The organism is Actinosynnema sp. ALI-1.44 (assembly GCF_001984155.1).
Classification (GTDB): domain Bacteria; phylum Actinomycetota; class Actinomycetes; order Mycobacteriales; family Pseudonocardiaceae; genus Kibdelosporangium.
The window spans coordinates 321,593-337,115 of sequence record NZ_MTQO01000052.1 but is presented as its reverse complement, the minus strand read 5'-3'; the positions used below and the strand labels follow the sequence as shown (position 1 = coordinate 337,115).

15 protein-coding genes are annotated in these 15,523 nt (G+C 69.4%); 11 read left to right on the top strand and 4 right to left on the bottom strand.

Annotated elements, in window-relative coordinates; translation table 11 throughout:
* Positions 1–91: 91 nt before the first annotated feature.
* The 5 genes from uvrC to ALI144C_RS39425 all read left to right on the top strand — a co-directional run bounded on the left by uvrC (position 92) and on the right by ALI144C_RS39425 (position 5,968).
* Positions 92–2,062, top strand: a complete 1,971-nt coding sequence (gene uvrC, locus ALI144C_RS39445; RefSeq protein ID WP_076992330.1) for an excinuclease ABC subunit UvrC — start codon at positions 92–94, stop codon at positions 2,060–2,062.
* Entirely contained in the window at positions 2,055–2,927 is an 873-nt protein-coding gene (rapZ, locus tag ALI144C_RS39440) for an RNase adapter RapZ (RefSeq protein WP_076992329.1), read from the top strand. The genes uvrC and rapZ overlap by 8 nt, the downstream gene beginning before the upstream one ends.
* Positions 2,924–3,976, top strand: coding sequence for a gluconeogenesis factor YvcK family protein (locus ALI144C_RS39435; RefSeq protein ID WP_330359640.1), 1,053 nt, complete (start codon positions 2,924–2,926; stop codon positions 3,974–3,976). Before rapZ ends, ALI144C_RS39435 begins: the two co-directional genes overlap by 4 nt.
* The gene (whiA, locus tag ALI144C_RS39430) at positions 3,967–4,953 is read left to right on the top strand and encodes a DNA-binding protein WhiA (RefSeq protein ID WP_033385886.1); all 987 of its coding nucleotides are present in this window, start codon (positions 3,967–3,969) and stop codon (positions 4,951–4,953) included. The genes ALI144C_RS39435 and whiA overlap by 10 nt, the downstream gene beginning before the upstream one ends.
* 133 nt (positions 4,954–5,086) lie before the next feature.
* Positions 5,087–5,968, top strand: coding sequence for an LLM class F420-dependent oxidoreductase (locus ALI144C_RS39425; RefSeq protein ID WP_076992328.1), 882 nt, complete (start codon positions 5,087–5,089; stop codon positions 5,966–5,968).
* Positions 5,969–6,031: 63 nt separating this feature from the next.
* On the opposite strand, the gene ALI144C_RS39420 is transcribed toward ALI144C_RS39425, so the two are convergent.
* The 3 genes from ALI144C_RS39420 to ALI144C_RS39415 form a co-directional block, all read right to left on the bottom strand.
* Positions 6,032–6,844: an alpha/beta fold hydrolase gene (locus ALI144C_RS39420; protein ID WP_076992327.1), complete on the bottom strand. Its 813-nt coding sequence runs from the start codon at positions 6,842–6,844 to the stop codon at positions 6,032–6,034.
* A gap of 9 nt (positions 6,845–6,853) precedes the next feature.
* A complete protein-coding gene (locus ALI144C_RS55970) occupies positions 6,854–6,991 on the bottom strand; it encodes a hypothetical protein (protein ID WP_168211469.1) in 138 nt (45 codons plus the stop codon).
* Positions 6,992–7,180: 189 nt separating this feature from the next.
* Positions 7,181–7,621, bottom strand: coding sequence for a Rieske (2Fe-2S) protein (locus ALI144C_RS39415; protein ID WP_076992326.1), 441 nt, complete (start codon positions 7,619–7,621; stop codon positions 7,181–7,183).
* Positions 7,622–7,822: 201 nt separating this feature from the next.
* Between ALI144C_RS39415 and gap the strand changes: the two genes are divergently transcribed.
* The 5 genes from gap to ALI144C_RS39390 all read left to right on the top strand — a co-directional run bounded on the left by gap (position 7,823) and on the right by ALI144C_RS39390 (position 11,621).
* Positions 7,823–8,830: a type I glyceraldehyde-3-phosphate dehydrogenase gene (gene gap / locus ALI144C_RS39410; protein WP_076992325.1), complete on the top strand. Its 1,008-nt coding sequence runs from the start codon at positions 7,823–7,825 to the stop codon at positions 8,828–8,830.
* A gap of 10 nt (positions 8,831–8,840) precedes the next feature.
* Complete coding sequence (locus ALI144C_RS56940) at positions 8,841–10,037, top strand: phosphoglycerate kinase (protein ID WP_076992324.1); 1,197 nt, start codon at positions 8,841–8,843, stop codon at positions 10,035–10,037.
* 6 nt (positions 10,038–10,043) lie between these two features.
* Positions 10,044–10,829 (top strand): triose-phosphate isomerase, encoded by a 786-nt coding sequence (tpiA, locus tag ALI144C_RS56935; RefSeq protein ID WP_076992323.1) that lies wholly within the window; start codon positions 10,044–10,046, stop codon positions 10,827–10,829.
* 135 nt (positions 10,830–10,964) lie between these two features.
* On the top strand, positions 10,965–11,198 hold the full coding sequence (secG, locus tag ALI144C_RS39395) for a preprotein translocase subunit SecG (protein ID WP_042196955.1): 234 nt from the start codon (positions 10,965–10,967) through the stop codon (positions 11,196–11,198).
* Between the two features lie 81 nt (positions 11,199–11,279).
* Positions 11,280–11,621, top strand: a complete 342-nt coding sequence (locus ALI144C_RS39390) for an RNA polymerase-binding protein RbpA (RefSeq protein WP_033385843.1) — start codon at positions 11,280–11,282, stop codon at positions 11,619–11,621.
* 75 nt (positions 11,622–11,696) lie between these two features.
* On the opposite strand, the gene ALI144C_RS39385 is transcribed toward ALI144C_RS39390, so the two are convergent.
* Positions 11,697–12,791 carry a sensor histidine kinase gene (locus ALI144C_RS39385; RefSeq protein ID WP_076992322.1) on the bottom strand — a complete coding sequence of 365 codons (1,095 nt, stop codon included), beginning with the start codon at positions 12,789–12,791 and terminating at the stop codon, positions 11,697–11,699.
* Positions 12,792–13,762: 971 nt separating this feature from the next.
* On the opposite strand from ALI144C_RS39385, the gene ALI144C_RS39380 reads away from it, so the two are divergent.
* Positions 13,763–15,520, top strand: coding sequence for an ABC transporter ATP-binding protein (locus ALI144C_RS39380; protein ID WP_143231138.1), 1,758 nt, complete (start codon positions 13,763–13,765; stop codon positions 15,518–15,520).
* The last annotated feature ends 3 nt before the right edge of the window (positions 15,521–15,523 follow it).

The following is a 15,523-nucleotide window of genomic DNA, read 5'->3' as shown; positions in this document are numbered from 1 at the left end:
GCCGTCTTTCACGGACAGGTGCCTGTTCCGCCTGATCACGCACACGGTGGTCACTCGACAGAGTGTCAGACCGAGCGCCTAGGCTTGTCTGGTGGCCGAACCGTCGACCGACCGTCGTGTGAGTTACCGTCCCGCGCCCGGAACCATCCCGGACGCGCCTGGCGTGTACAAATTCCGCGACTCCGGCGGCCGCGTGATCTACGTCGGCAAGGCCAAAAGCCTGCGCGGCAGGCTCAACTCGTACTTCGCGGACGTGTCCGGGCTGCACCCGCGCACGGCGCAGATGGTCACCACGGCGGCGTCGGTCGAGTGGACGGTGGTGACCACCGAGGTCGAGGCCCTGCAGCTGGAATACAACTGGATCAAGGAGTTCGACCCGCGGTTCAACGTCCGCTACCGCGACGACAAGTCCTACCCGGTGCTCGCGGTCACGCTCAACGAGGAGTTCCCGAGGCTGCACGTCTACCGTGGCGCGCGCCGCAAGGGTGTGCGCTACTTCGGCCCGTACGCGCACGCGTGGGCGCTGCGGGAGACGCTCGACGTCCTGTTGCGGGTGTTCCCGGCGCGGACGTGCAAGCCGGACGTGTTCCGCAGGCAGGCCCGGATCGGCAGGCCGTGCCTGCTCGGTGACATCGGCAAGTGCTCGGCGCCGTGCGTCGGACGGGTCACCGCCGCTCAGCACCGCCGCATAGTCGACGACTTCTGTGAGTTTTTCGCGGGACGCACCGACGTGATGATGCGCCGCCTGGAGAAGGAGATGCAGGAGGCCGCCGCCGAGCTCGAGTTCGAGCGCGCGGCCCGGCTGCGTGACGACCTCGGCGCCCTCAAGCGGGCGATGGAGAAACAAGCGGTCGTGCTCGGCGACGGCGCGGACGCCGACGTCGTGGCCTTCGCGCAGGACGACCTCGAAGCGGCCGTCCAGGTCTTCCACGTCCGCGGCGGCCGCGTCCGCGGCCAGCGCGGCTGGGTGATCGAGAAGCCGGAGCAGACGGGCACCGCGGGCCTCGTCGACCAGTTCCTCAGCCAGTTCTACGGCGACCAGGCGGGCGCGGACGCCTCGGCCGAGACCGTCGACGCGGTCGAGTCAGTCGAGAACGCCGTGCCGCGCGAGGTGCTCGTGCCGGAGCTGCCCGACGACGCCCCCGCGATCGCCGAGTGGCTCAGCGCGCTGCGCGGTTCCCGTGTGCAGCTGCGGGTTCCGCAGCGCGGTGACAAGCGCGCGCTGATGGAAACCGTGGAGCGCAACGCCAAAGAGGCCTTCGTCCAGCACAAGCTCAAGCGCGCCGGAGACCTGACCGCACGCTCGGCGGCGTTGCAGGACCTACAGGACCAGCTCGGCCTCGACACCGCGCCGCTGCGGATCGAGTGCATCGACATCAGCCACACCCAGGGCATGGACGTGGTCGCCTCACTGGTGGTGTTCGAGGACGGCCTGCCGCGCAAGTCCGAGAACCGCCGGTTCGCCATCCGGGAGGCCGAGGGCGACGTGGCGTCGATCGCCGAGGTCGTCCGCCGCCGGTTCGCCCGGATGCTCAGCGAGACCGCGCCGGACGGGTCCACGCCGGGCATCGACCCGGTGACCGGCAGGCCGAAGAAGTTCGCCTACCCGCCCAACCTGCTCGTGGTCGACGGCGCCGGGCCGCAGGCCAACGCGGCCGCGGACGTGCTCACCGAGATGGGGATCGGTGACGTGGCGGTGATCGGGATCGCCAAGCGGCTCGAGGAGATCTGGTTACCCGCCGAGAGCGAGCCGTACATCCTGCCGCGCAACAGCGAGGCGATGTACCTGCTGCAACGGGTGCGCGACGCCGCGCACGACTTCGCAATCCGCTACCACCGCGAGAAGCGGGCCAAGCGGATGACCACGTCGGCCCTCGACGAGGTGCCCGGCCTCGGCGAGGTCAGGAAGACCGCGTTGATCAAGCACTTCGGTTCGCTGAAACGGCTGCGCGCGGCGACCATCGACGAGATCAGCGAGGTGCCTGGAGTGGGCAGGCACACCGCGACCGCCGTCGCGGCGGCACTCGTCCGAGACAGGGACAAAGAGGGGAACGATGTCTGAATCCGGGATCGAAGTGGCGGTGGTGACCGGCCTGTCCGGCGCGGGCCGCAGTACGGCGGCCAAGTGCCTCGAGGACCTGGGCTGGTTCGTCGTGGACAACCTGCCGCCCGAGCTGATCGCGACCATGGTCGAGCTCGGCGTGCAGGCGCGGGGCGCGATCACGAAGGTCGCGGTGGTGATGGACGTGCGCAGCCGCGCGTTCACCGAGGACCTGTCGTCGGTGATCAGGGACCTGGACGCCCGTGCGTACAAGCCGCGCGTGCTGTTCCTCGAAGCCACCGACGAGCTGCTGATCCGGCGGTTCGAGCACGTCCGCCGGGGCCACCCGATGCAGGGCGACGGCAGGCTGATCGACGGCATCAAGGCCGAGCGGCACCTGCTGACCCCGTTGCGCGAGGAAGCGGACCTGGTCCTGGACACCACGTCGCTGTCGGTGCACCAGCTGCGCGCCAAGATCGAGGACGCGTTCGGTGGCGCGGAGGAGATGCAGACCCGCGTCACGGTGCTGTCGTTCGGCTACAAGTACGGCCTGCCGATGGACTCCGACCTGGTGATGGACGTCCGGTTCCTGCCGAACCCGTTCTGGATCCCGGAGTTGCGCGAGCAGACCGGGCTGGACAACGAGGTCCGCAACTACGTGCTGACCCAGGAGGGCGCCGAGGACTTCCTCGAGCGCTACCACGAGCTGCTTCGGCTGATCGGCGCCGGCTACCGGCGCGAGGGCAAGCGGTACCTCACGCTGGCCATCGGCTGCACCGGCGGCAAGCACCGCAGTGTGGCGATGTCCGAAGAGCTGGCGACCAGGTTGTCCAAAGAGGATGGTGTGGCTGTGAAGGTCGTGCACCGGGATTTGGGGCGCGAGTGATAGATGGGTCCACGGGGCCGGCGCTGGGCGCACCGCGGGTGGTCGCGCTCGGCGGTGGTCACGGGCTGCACGCCACGCTCGGCGCGTTGCGCGAGATCACCCCGCACGTGACAGCCGTGGTCACAGTCGCGGACGACGGCGGCTCCTCGGGCCGGCTGCGCCGGGAACTGGGCATGCTCCCGCCCGGTGACCTGCGCAAGGCGTTGGTCGCCCTGGCGGGCGCCGACGACAACGCCAAACTGTGGAACTCGGTCTTCCAGCACCGCTTCGGCGGTACGGGCGCGCTCGCCGGGCACGCCATCGGCAACCTGGTGCTGTCCGGTCTGATCGAGGTGCTCGGCGATCCGGTCGCCGCGCTCGACGAGGCCGCGCGGATGCTCGGCATCACCGGCCGGGTGCTGCCGATGTCCTGCGAACCGCTGGACATCGAGGCCGACGTGGAAGGACTCGACGAGGACCCGGCTGCGGTCCGCCGCATCCGCGGTCAGGTGGCTGTGGCCACCACGCCGGGCCGGGTCCGGCGGATCGGCGTGCAGACCCACGACGGGGATGTGCCGACCGCGTGCCCCGAGGCGCTGGCCGCGGTCCGCTCGGCGGACCTCGTGGTGCTCGGGCCCGGGTCGTGGTTCACCAGCGTGCTGCCGCACCTGCTGGTGCCAGAGCTGCACCGTGCGCTGGTTGAGACCAAAGCGACACGTGTGGTCGTGCTGAACCTTGTACCACAACCGGGTGAGACGGCAGGGTTCTCACCTGAGCAACATCTGGACGTACTCTGCGAGCACGCTCCAGAGCTCCGTGTGGACGCGGTCATCGCCGACGCGAACGCGGTGCCCACGCCGGACCGGCTGCGGACCGCCGCCGCCGTGCTCGGCGCGCGGGCGCACCTGGCCCCGGTGGCGACGCCGGGAGCGCCGGACCGGCACGACCCGGGCGCGCTCGCGCGGAGTTTGAGGCACGCGTTAGCCGGAACGACGAGCGTGGGCGGCCAGGAGATGGTGGGATACGCAGGGCGTGAGCCCGGCGGGGGAGAGGAGGACACGTGGCGATGACCGCGGCAGTCAAGGACGAGCTGAGCAGACTGGCTGTGTCCAAGACGTGCTGTCGCCGTGCGGAAGTGTCCTCCCTGCTGCGTTTCGCGGGTGGGCTGCACATCGTCGGCGGCCGCGTGGTTGTCGAAGCCGAACTGGACACCGGTTCGGCGGCGAGACGACTGCGCAAGGAGATCCACGAGCTCTACGGGCACCACGCCGACGTGCACGTGATCACGTCCGGCGGCCTGCGCAAGGGCACCAGGTACGTGGTGCGCGTCGTGAAGGACGGTGACGGGCTGGCCCGGCAGACCGGCCTGCTCGACCCGCGCGGCCGTCCGGTGCGCGGCCTGCCCGCGGCTGTGGTGTCCGGCGGAGTCTGCGACGCGGAAGCCGCGTGGCGCGGCGCGTTCCTGGCGCACGGTTCGCTGACCGAACCCGGCCGGTCCTCCGCGCTTGAGGTCACGTGCCCGGGGCCGGAGGCGGCGCTGGCGCTGGTCGGCGCGGCCCGCAGGCTCGGCATCCAGGCCAAGTCCCGTGAGGTCCGCGGCGCGGACCGGGTGGTCATCCGGGACGGTGACGCGATCGGCGCGCTGCTGACCAGGCTCGGCGCGCACTCCTCCGTGCTGGCGTGGGAAGAGCGCCGGATGCGCCGCGAGGTCCGTGCGACGGCCAACCGCCTGGCGAACTTCGACGACGCGAACCTCCGCCGCTCGGCGCGTGCCGCCGTCGCCGCGGCTGCCCGCGTGCAGCGCGCGATGGAGATCCTCGGTCCCGAAGCACCGGAACACCTCACCGCCGCGGGCAAGCTCCGCCTGGCCAACCGGCAGGCGTCGCTGGAGGAACTCGGCCAGCTCGCCGAACCGCCGATGACCAAGGACGCGGTCGCGGGCCGCATCCGCCGCCTGCTCGCCATGGCCGACAAGCGCGCGAAGGACCTCGGCCTGCCGCCGACCGAGTCGGCGGTGACCGCGGAGATGCTGGAGGAAGAGGTCTAGGCCCTGCTCTCCTGCTGTCCTGTGTGGACAGGCAGGCCCGGTTCGCCCGTGGGGACGCGTGGAGTTGACCTGGAGCGCGCTCCAGGCGATAGCGTCGGTGTGACGGGGCACACGGAGAAGGGGCGATGGCGAAGTGCGACTCGGCATCCACATCACCAGGTTCGACGAACCGGCCGGTGAGCTGCGCGACGAACTGGCGGCCACGGCCGAGGCGGCGGAGGCGGCGGGTGTCGGCTGGATCTCGGTGATGGACCACTACTTCCAGATGGAACACAACGGCGGCGCGGAAGCGGCCATGCTCGAGGCCTACGCCACGCTCGGCTTCCTGGCCGCGCACACGTCGTCGACGCGGCTCGGCGCGCTGGTCACCGGCGTGACCTACCGGCACCCGGGCCTGCTGGCCAAGATCGCCACCACGCTCGACGTGCTGTCGGGTGGGCGAGCGACGCTCGGGATCGGTGCCGCCTGGTACGACCGCGAGCACAGGGGGCTCGGCGTTCCCTATCCGCCTGTGGCGGAGCGGTTCGAGCGGCTCGAGGAGACCCTGCGGATCTGCCTGCGGATGTGGGACCCGGACGCCAACGGGCCGTTCGACGGCACGCACTACCAACTCGCGGAGACGCTGTGCGTTCCGCCGCCGGTCAGCTCACCCCGGCCGCGGATCATGATCGGCGGCGGTGGCGAACGCAAGACGTTGCGGCTGGTCGCGCGGTACGCGGACGAGTGCAACCTGTTCTTCCAGCTCGGTCTGGAGGAGATCGGGCGCAAGCTCGACGTGCTGCGTGAGCACTGCGAGGCCGTCGGACGCGACTACGACACAGTCGGCAAGACGATCGCAGGCGCCGGTGACGCGCTCAGCGGCGAAGGGCTGGACGCGTTCACCACGCGGATGTCCGAGTACGCCGAGCTCGGCGTGGACACCGTGATCCTCATTCCGTCGACCGGCGTCCGGGCGTCGGAGTGGGTGCGGCAGCACGCGGGCCCGGCCGTCGAACGGCTCAACGACCTGGGTTAGTGCAACCAATGTGGCCTTCGTTGCCAAAAGTGCTACGAATGTGGCCTTCGTTGCGCTGGTCGGCTACGCGAGGAACTTGTCGGCCACCGCCCGGAACTCGCTCGGTCGTTCCACCCACGGGTAGTGACCGCACTCCTCGATCACCGCGACCTCGCCGTTCCCGAACAGGCCCGCCAACGCGACCACCGGCGCCAAGCCGGTGAGGCAGTCCTGGGCACCGGCCACGACCAGGGTCGGAGCGGTCACGGCCTGGAGCCGCGCGGCCAGGTCGTCCGGTGGCGCGACGCTGAAGAACGCCTGCGCCGCGGCCAGGCTGAACCGGCCGATCCGCGCGTGCTCCTGCTCCGCCGACGTCCATGCCGCGTAACCGACCGGTGCCGTCAGCGCGGCCCACGCGGTAAAAGCGTCCTCAGTGGACAGATCTGGGCCCGCTTCGAACCCGGCGATCGCGGCGTCGAGCACCGGGTCGCCACGGCGGGCGTCGATCAGCGCGGGCGCGTCCGACGGCACGTCGACGAGATACGCGGCGGGCGGGGTGACCAGCAGCAGGCGTTCCGCGCGCTCCGGGTACTGCGCCGCGTACGAGATCGCCAACCTGGTGCCCGCCGAGTGCGCCACGATCGTCAGGCGTTCCAGCCCAAGATGCTCGCGCAACGACTCGATGTCCTCGGCTTGCTCCCAGTACGACGCCCGGCCTTCGAGCGGCGACTCGCCGACTCCACGCAGGTGCGGCACGAGCAGACCGGTCAACCCGGCGAGATCCCCGAGATAGCTCGGATGCCGCGCTGCCCCACCCGCGAGCGTGACAATCGGGCCGCCGTCCCCCAGGACGTCGTAATGCAGCGAGACACCGTCAGCGGCTTGGTAAGTCGGCACAGCCGGACCTTAACGCCGACCGGTCGGCCACCACGGACTGGGCCCGACGATCTTCGACGCGGGCTGGTCGGGGTGTAGCCCCAGCCTGCGCAGCGCGTCCTCGTGGACACGGACGGCACACCAGCACTTGCCGCCCGTGACGCGCATCAGGTCGACGCGGACCTCCTGGTCGCCGAACGGCTGCCAGTCGATGCCGCGGTCACGCAGTCAATCGGACAGCATTCCGCCCGGCCGATGCCTGCCGTCGTTCCTGAACGACAAGATGCGCAACCACTCCATGGCGGTAAGGATAACGCCGTGTACCTGTCGCACACGGCGTCATCACTGAAAGGGGACCTACGCGGTGACGATCGAGTCGCCTTCGATCTTCACGGCGACGGCGGTCAGGCCGGTCTTCGCCGGTCCTTTCTTCATCGCGCCGGTCGACGCGTCGAACACGCTGCCGTGGCCGGGACATGTGATCGTGCCGCCCTTCGGCGGGCTGACGGCCACACCGGCGTGCGGGCAGACGGGGTCGAAGCCACGCACTTCGGTCTCGCTCGATCGCACCAGCAGGACCTTGCCGGGTCCGCCGTCGACGATCTTCCCGCTGCCGACGGGCACGTCGGACAGCTTGGCCAACGCGGTGGCGCCCGAGCCGCCGCTCGTGGCACCGCCGTTCGCGGGCGGGGTGGCGGCGGGTGGGGTGTCAGCGGACGAGCAGGCGGCGAGCGAGACCGGCGCGACCAGACCGGCTAGCAGGCCGCACACGACAGTGCGGCGAGTGGGGTCCGGCAAGAGATGCCTCCAAGGTGGTGGGAAGGACTGCGGTCCGGGTTCTCACCCGAAGATCACGCCGCCGGAATATATCCGGTTCAACCGTCCGGGTTCTGATTCGATAAAGTGACCTGGTCGGCACTGTGGCAATGGCGCCAGGACCAGGGCAGTAGTGTTGGTTCGCCCGACTCACCCCTGACAGCACGAACAGAGGAGCACACCGTGACGGTCCGAGTAGGTGTCAACGGCTTCGGTCGGATCGGCCGGAACTTCTGGCGAGCCGTCGACGCGAGCGACCACGACATCGAGATCGTGGCGTTCAACGACCTGGGCGACGTCGCCACCATGGCTCACCTGCTGAAGTACGACAGCATCCTCGGCCGCCTCCCGTACGACGTGAGCGTGTCCGACGAGGGCATCGTCGTCGACGGCAAGACCATCAAGGCGTTGGCCGAGCGCGACCCCGGCAAGCTGCCGTGGAAGGACCTCGGCGTGGACGTCGTGGTCGAGTCCACCGGCTTCTTCACCAACGCCGCCGACGCCCGCAAGCACGTCGACGAGGGTGGCGCCAAGAAGGTCATCATCTCGGCACCGGCCAAGGGCGAGGACCTGACGGTCGTGCTCGGCGCGAACGAGGGCAAGTACGACGGTTCGCAGACCGTCATCTCCAACGCGTCCTGCACCACCAACTGCCTCGCGCCGCTGGCCAAGGTCCTGCACGACACCTTCACCGTCGAGCGCGGCCTGATGACCACCATCCACGCGTACACGCAGGACCAGAACCTGCAGGACGCCCCGCACAAGGACCTGCGTCGCGCCCGCGCCGCGGCCCTGAACGTGGTGCCGACCTCGACCGGCGCGGCCAAGGCCATCGGCCTGGTGCTGCCGGAGCTGCAGGGCAAGCTGGACGGCTACGCGCTGCGCGTGCCGGTGCCGACCGGCTCGGCGACCGACCTGACGGTCAACGTCGGCCGCGACACCACTGTCGACGAGGTCAACGCGGCGTTCAAGGCCGCGGCGGACGGCCCGCTCAAGGGCATCCTGCGCTACAACACGGACCCGATCGTGTCGGCCGACATCGTCACCGACCCGGCGTCCTGCATCTACGACGCCCCGCTGACCAAGGTCATCGGCAACCAGGTCAAGGTCGTCGGCTGGTACGACAACGAGTGGGGTTACTCCAACCGCCTCGCGGACCTGGTCACCCTGGTCGCCTCGAAGATCGGCTGAACACAACACCATGAAGACCCTGGCTGATGTGCTGGCCGAGGGTGTGTCGGGTCGGCGCGTGCTCGTACGCGCCGACCTGAACGTCCCTCTGGACGGCGAGACGATCACCGACGACGGCCGCGTGCGTGCCTCGCTGCCCACGCTCCAGCAGCTCACGGGCGCGGGCGCCCGTGTCGTCGTCGCCGCGCACCTGGGCCGCCCCAAGGGCGAGCCGGACCCGAAGTTCTCCCTCAAGCCCGTCGCCAAGCGCCTCGGTGAGCTGCTGGGCGGCGAGGTCAAGCTGGCCGCCGACGTCACCGGCGAGTCGGCAAAGGCAACCGTGGAGTCGCTGGCGGACGGCGAGGTCGCGTTGCTGGAGAACATCCGCTTCGACGCACGCGAGACGAGCAAGGACGAGGCCGAGCGCGGTGCGCTGGCCGACGAGCTGGCCGCGTTCGCGGACGCGTTCGTCTCCGACGGCTTCGGTGTCGTGCACCGCAAGCAGGCGTCGGTGTACGACGTGGCAAAGCGCCTTCCGCACTACGCGGGTGGCCTGGTGCTCGCTGAGGTGGAGGTGCTGCGCAAGCTCACCGAAGACACCGAGCGCCCGTACGTCGTCGTGCTCGGCGGCGCGAAGGTGTCCGACAAGCTCGGCGTCATCGCCAACCTGCTGACCAAGGTCGACCGGCTGCTGATCGGCGGCGGCATGGCGTACACGTTCCTCAAGGCCCAGGGCCACGAGGTCGGCCAGTCGCTGCTCCAGGCCGACCAGCTCGACCAGGTCAAGGGCTTCCTGGACGAGGCCGCCAAGCGCGGTGTCGAGCTCGTGCTGCCGGTGGACGTGCTGGCGGCGACCGAGTTCGCGGCGGACGCACCGCACGAGGTCGTCGCGGCGGACGCGATCCCGGCCGACCGGCAGGGCCTGGACATCGGCCCGGCCTCCCAGAAGCTGTTCGCGTCGAAGCTGGCCGACGCCGCCACCGTGTTCTGGAACGGCCCGATGGGCGTGTTCGAGTTCGAGGCGTTCTCCGGCGGCACCCGCGCGGTGGCGCAGGCGCTGGTGGACGGCAAGTCCTTCAGCGTCGTCGGCGGCGGGGACTCGGCCGCGGCCGTGCGGCAGCTCGGCCTGCCCGAGGACGGTTTCTCGCACATCTCGACCGGCGGCGGGGCGTCGCTGGAATTCCTCGAGGGCAAAGAGCTGCCCGGCGTCCAGGTTCTGGAGGACTGACACAAGATGGCCCGCACGCCGCTGATCGCAGGCAACTGGAAGATGAACCTCAACCACCTCGAGGCCATCGCACTGGTGCAGAAGATCGCGTTCTCGCTGCCGGAGAAGTACTACGCCAAGGTCGAGGTCGCGGTCCTGCCGCCGTTCACCGCGATCCGCGCCGTGCAGAACGTGATCGAGGGCGACAAGCTCCAGATCAAGCACGGGGCGCAGGACGTCGCCCCGCACGACTCGGGTGCCTACACCGGGGACATCTCCGGCCCGATGCTGGCCAAGCTCGGCTGCCAGTACGTCGTGGTCGGGCACTCCGAGCGCCGCGAGTACCACGAGGAAAGCGACGAGCTGATCAACAAGAAGGTCAAGCAGGCCCTCAAGCACGGCATCACGCCCATCCTGTGCGTCGGCGAGAAGCTCGACGTGCGGGAGGCCGCCGGGCACGTGGCGCACTGCAACGAGCAGCTCGTCGCCGACCTCAAGGGCCTCAAGGCCGAGCAGGTCGCCAAGGTCGTCGTGGCCTACGAGCCGGTGTGGGCGATCGGCACCGGCAAGGTCGCCACGCCCGCCGACGCCCAGGAAGTGTGCGGTGCGCTGCGCAAACAGCTCGAGGAGAAGTACGGCGCCGAGATCGCGAACTCGGTGCGCGTGCTCTACGGCGGCTCGGTCAAGTCGAACAACATCTCCGACCTGATCGCGCAGCCCGACATCGACGGCGCGCTGGTCGGCGGTGCGAGCCTGGACGGCGAGGAGTTCACGAAGCTTTCCGCCATGGCCGCGGGCGGACCCTTCGTCTAAGTGACAAATTCGGGAACCTCACTCCCGGTTCCCGTGTTTACGTAACACAAGTGTTGGGTCTTTGCACGGCCCGTGGTCAAAGCGGGACACGTACGAGGTAACCTGTGAGTCCTGCCGTGCGACAGCGAGGATGAAATGGAACTGGCTCTTAAAATCGGTTTGGTCGCCACGAGCGTGCTGTTGATCCTCCTGGTGCTGCTGCACCGCGGCCGTGGCGGTGGGTTGTCGTCGCTGTTCGGCGGCGGTATGCAGTCGAGCCTGTCGGGGTCGAGCGTGGTCGAGAAGAACCTCGACCGGGCCACGCTGGTGGTCGGTGTCATCTGGCTGATCTGCATCGTCGGGCTCGGGTTGCTGATCAAGATCGCGTGAGCGCCTGCACGCTGGGGACGTACGAGTGTTCGCCGATCAATCATTGCGGGATGTCCGTGTGTGATGGGGGTGTGAGGGCCGATGGCTGGTGGTAACGCGATCCGGGGTACCCGGGTCGGCGCTGGACCTATGGGCGAATCGGAACGCGGTGAGTCCGCTCCGCGTCGCCGAGTGTCCTACTGGTGTGCGAACGGGCACGAGTCTCGTCCGTCGTTCGCGGTCGACGCGGAGGAGCCGGAGTCGTGGGACTGCCCGCGCTGTGGCCTGCCGGGCGGCCGTGATCAGCAAGCGCCGCCCAACGCGCCCCGGAACGAGCCGTACAAGACTCACCTGGCGTACGTGAAGGAGCGCAGGTCGGACGCGGACGGCGAGGCGATCCTCGCCGAGGCGCTGGCCAAGCTCCGCGCACAGCGCGAAGGCTGAGCCCAGAAACAACCTCGTGAGTGGTTGTCGGGGTCAGAACTCCGGTAACCACTCACGAGGTTTGCGCTGCTGTGGTCAGGTCTCCATCGGGTAGGTCACGCAGACTCGGAAGCCGCCGTCCGGGGTGTGCCCGGCGTGGAACGTGCCGCCGAGCAGTGCCGCCCGTTCCCGCACGCCCAGCAGCCCGTGCCCACCGGACGGGAGCCGTCCGTAGTGCGCCATCTCGGGGTCTGCCTCGTCGTTGACCACCTCGACGATCAACGCCGATCCGCAGGGGAAGACCCGGATCATGGCTTTGGCGCCCGGCGAGTGTTTGTGGATGTTGGTCAGCGACTCCTGCACGGTCCGGTAGGCGGCACGGGAGACGGCGGGCGGCACGAAGTCGGGCACAGTCTGTTCGGCCAGTTCGACAGGGACTTCGGAGTTGCGCAGCAGCTGCGGCAGCTCTTCGAGGCCGGGGTGCACGCCGTCGTCGACCGTGCTGGATCGCAACACGCCGACCAGGTCACGCAGTTCGTCCAGGGTGCGTTTGCTGAGCTGCCTGATCGTGTTGGCGCCCTGCCGGGACTCCTCGTCGTGCGCGGAGACCGCGAGCGCTCCCGCCTGCATGGCGATCAACGTGACCTGGTGGGACACGACGTCGTGCATCTCGCGGGCGAGGCTGGCCCGCTCGGCGGAACGGATGGTCTGCTCGTGCAGCCGCTGTTCTCGCTCGCGGCTCTCGGCCAGTTCGGCCAGCCGGTCCGACAGCTGCTTGCGCAGTGCCATCAGCAGGCCGAGCGCGATGGGCATACCGGCCATCAGCACGCCGTAGATGCCCCTGAGGATGTGCTGGCGCCAGCTCAGGTCGGCGAAGTCGGACAGCGGCCACAGCACGTACCGGGACAGGAACACCAACGCGCCCGCGGCCATGGTCTGCCACATCCAGAGCTTTCGCCTGGCGAGGGTGAACAGGGCGATCATCGCCGCGATCTGCGCCCAGCCCGCGAGGAAACCGGGGATGGTGACCAGTACGGCGACGAACGGGAACCGTCTGCGTAACACCAGGGCGGCGCAGGCGATACCGGAGAGCACGATCGAGTACGGCTGGGCCTTGCTGGGGATGACCAGCCAGACGTCGAGTACCGCGACGACGACCGCGAGCGCGTCCAGCGCGATCTTTCCCGCCATCGGATGGCGGTGAATCCGTTTGATGCGGTCGAGGTTGGCGTAAGGATTTCGGGCGCGCGTGACCTGATGGGCCACTTCCCCAGCGTGCCCGGCTGTCAAAGTGTGCGTGACCACCGTGGAACCCCTTGGCTTGGCCTGCGTGTCCTCATAACTCGGCAATGGCTGGCTGTCCCCGGTCGCCGTTGACCCGGTGGGGGAGCCGTCTCGCTGCCGGGGAACATCGCTCGGGCTTGTGGCCCCGCCATGCTCCTCGGCCGGCCGGTGTCTTTGTCGTGGCATGTGGCTCGGCCTCTCTGACGAAAGGGAGTGGGGTGTACGCCCTCCGTCACCCTGTTAAGACAGTCCGATCCTCGAACGCGGACGCCCGGTCGGCAAGGAATGTGCAAACGCACATTCTTCATGGACGAACGTCGGTAGCGCGCGTTGTGCGACGTATGCCGCTCCTCACCCTTTCGGGCGCTTGTCGACACCCGCTGGGCCACGAGATCGGCCAGGCGGGTACGACAACCGGCTGAGCACACTGGCCCACCTGGAGCGCGATTTGGTGCCGCGAGAACGCGGCGGGCAAATCACGGCCGGTGCGGACCACACGATGTCCCCGACGAATCAGACCGGTACCCCATTGCTGCACCTGCAATCGATAGCAGGCAATGGCGCGGTGACCGGGGAGATCGTCCGGCGGAGCGCCGGGACCGGCCCGGTCGGTGACTCTCGGTGACGGAGCGGGCCTGGTGCGGGGCGAGACCCACCCCCAGGATAGGCGAGTACGGCGGCGAGGGGCGGAGCGAACCCTCCGGCTGTCGGCCACCCGGCCCGCGACCGGGGTACGGCGCCGACCGCCGAATGGCGCAATCGCGCGAACAGGGCCGTTCGACCAGACGACGGACGACACAGTGCGACGCCGGGGTGCGGCCGTTATACCCGCAGCGACCGCTGACCGAAGTAGTACTTCGTGGTCATCCTGTAAACGGATGGCAATGCACATACCGGACGTGAACCATTCGGGTGTGCGGACGCTACTGGGGTATGCCAAGGACCATTGGATCGCGCTGACTGTCGGCCTGGTGATCGCGCTCGCGTCGGCCGCGGCGAACCTGGCGCAACCGCTGGCCACCAAGTCGGTGGTGGACGCGCTCGCGGACGGTTCGTCGCTCGGCGGCCCGGTGTCGACGCTGGCGGTCCTGGTCGTCGTCGGATCCCTGCTCGCGGGCGTGTACACGTTCCTGCTGGACCGGACCGCCGAGAAGGTGGTGTTCTCGGTCCGCGGCCAGTTGATCGGCCGGTTGCTGCGGCTGCGCGTGCCGGACCTGGACGCGGCCGCGCCCGGCGACCTGACCTCGCGGGTGACGTCCGACAGCACGCTGCTGCAAAGCGCCACCACCCAGGCGCTGATCAGCATCGTCAAGGGCGCCGCCGGCGGGATCGGCTCGGTCATCGTGATGTTCACGCTGGACCCCCGGCTGTCCGGCCTCACGCTCGGGTCGCTGGCACTGGTCGGCCTGACCATCGGCGTGCTGCTGCCCAAGATCCGCCGGGTGATCACCCGGGCGCAGGAGGCGGTCGGTGAGGTCGGCGCCGGCCTGGATCGCGCGCTGGGGGCGGCGCGCACCGTCAAGGCCAGCGGTGCGGAGGCGCGGGAGGAAGCGGCGATCACCGACTCCGCGCGCGAGGCGATGCACGCCGGGTTCGCGGGCGCGAGGTACAACGCGCTCGTCGGCGGCATCACGAACCTGGCGTTCTCGGTGCCGTTCCTGCTGGTGCTCGGCGCGGGCGGGGCGTGGGCGGCCACCGGTTCGCTGGAGCTCTCGACGCTGATCGCGTTCCTGCTGACGGTCTTCTACATGACCGAGCCGCTGTCCGAGCTGGTTCAGGGCGTCACCACGTTGCAGCAGGGCCTCGGTGCGGTGAAGCGCATCAAGGAAGTCGAGGACATGGCCATCGAGACCGACGTCGACGCGCCCGTCACGACAGTCGCGAGCGCGGCGCCCGGGATCGCGGTGCACACCGTGAAGTTCCAGTACGCGGGCCGTTCGGCGGCGCTGGACGGCGTGTCGTTCGAGGCGCCAGCCGGTGGGCGGACCGCGATCGTCGGCCCGTCGGGCGCGGGGAAGACCACGTTGTTCGCGTTGCTCCAGCGGTTCTACGAGCCGGAGAGCGGCATGATCACGGTGGACGGCACAGACATCGCGAAGCTGACACGCGCCGAGGTCCGCCGCCGGATCGGCTACGTCGAACAGGACGCACCCGCGATGTCCGGCACGCTGGAGAGCAATCTGCGGTACGCGGCCCCGGACGCCACCGACGAGGAACTGGAGGACGTGCTGCGCGCGACCCGGCTGTCGGACCTCGTGGAGCGCCTGCCCGATGGTCTGAACACGATGGTCGGTACACGCGGCGTGGCGCTGTCCGGTGGCGAACGCCAACGCCTCGCGATCGCCCGAGCCTTGCTCCGACGCCCGCAGGTGCTGTTGATGGACGAGGCAACCTCGCAACTCGACGCACGCAACGAGGTCGCGTTACGCGAGGCGATCGACCAAGCCGCCGCCCGCTGCACCGTGCTGCTCATCGCACACCGCCTGTCGACCGTGGTGTCCGCCGACCGGATCGTCGTGCTCGAACGCGGCCGTGTCGCGGCCGCGGGCACACACGAGCAACTGCTCGCCGCGTCACCGCTCTACCGGGAGTTGGCGGCATCACAGCTGCTGGTTCCCGAGGGTGTTGAACAATGACCG

Excerpts from the sequence above, each read along its gene's own strand:
- rapZ (WP_076992329.1), top strand. The coding sequence starts at position 2,055 with ATGTCTGAATCCGGGATCGAAGTGGCGGTGGTGACCGGCCTGTCCGGC.
- ALI144C_RS55970 (WP_168211469.1), bottom strand. The coding sequence starts at position 6,991 with ATGCGCGTCACGGGCGGCAAGTGCTGGTGTGCCGTCCGTGTCCACGAG.
- ALI144C_RS56940 (WP_076992324.1), top strand. The coding sequence starts at position 8,841 with ATGAAGACCCTGGCTGATGTGCTGGCCGAGGGTGTGTCGGGTCGGCGC.
- tpiA (WP_076992323.1), top strand. The coding sequence starts at position 10,044 with ATGGCCCGCACGCCGCTGATCGCAGGCAACTGGAAGATGAACCTCAAC.
- secG (WP_042196955.1), top strand. The coding sequence starts at position 10,965 with ATGGAACTGGCTCTTAAAATCGGTTTGGTCGCCACGAGCGTGCTGTTG.
- ALI144C_RS39390 (WP_033385843.1), top strand. The coding sequence starts at position 11,280 with ATGGCTGGTGGTAACGCGATCCGGGGTACCCGGGTCGGCGCTGGACCT.
- ALI144C_RS39385 (WP_076992322.1), bottom strand. The coding sequence starts at position 12,791 with ATGGCGGGAAAGATCGCGCTGGACGCGCTCGCGGTCGTCGTCGCGGTA.
- ALI144C_RS39380 (WP_143231138.1), top strand. The coding sequence starts at position 13,763 with ATGGCAATGCACATACCGGACGTGAACCATTCGGGTGTGCGGACGCTA.